This is a genomic window from Collinsella sp. HCP28S3_E9 (genome assembly GCF_052065455.1).
In the GTDB taxonomy this organism is placed as follows: domain Bacteria; phylum Actinomycetota; class Coriobacteriia; order Coriobacteriales; family Coriobacteriaceae; genus Collinsella.
The window spans coordinates 1-335 of record NZ_JBQHTZ010000054.1; the positions used below are offsets into that span (position 1 = coordinate 1).

Annotated in this window: 1 protein-coding gene; it reads left to right on the forward strand. The window is 71.6% G+C overall.

Annotation, left to right across the window (positions count from 1 at the left end; genetic code table 11):
- Positions 1 to 335, forward strand: a 335-nt coding sequence (locus ACTNA2_RS09120) for a transposase (RefSeq protein ID WP_441049400.1), incomplete at both ends; no start/stop codon positions are given.

The window sequence follows — 335 nt, forward strand, 5'->3', positions numbered from 1 at the left end:
AGATGGGCGTCTCCAGGCTCTCGAAGGACCAGGTGAGCGCAATCGCCTCGAGCCTGGACGCAGACATCGAGGATCTGTGCGGAAGGCCGCTCGACGGCTCGCCGGTGCCCTGCGTCTGGCTCGACGCGACCTACGTCAAGTGCCGCCGCGAGGGGCGCGTCGCCTCCACCGCCGTGGTCACCGCCATCGGCTGCGATGCGGGCGGCTGGAGGCGCGTCCTCGGTGTCGACGTGGTTGACACCGAGTCTTACGACTCGTGGCTCGCCTTCCTGCGGGCTATCCGCTCGCGCGGGGCGGCGGGCGTGCGGCTCGTCGTCTCGGACGCCCACCCGGGG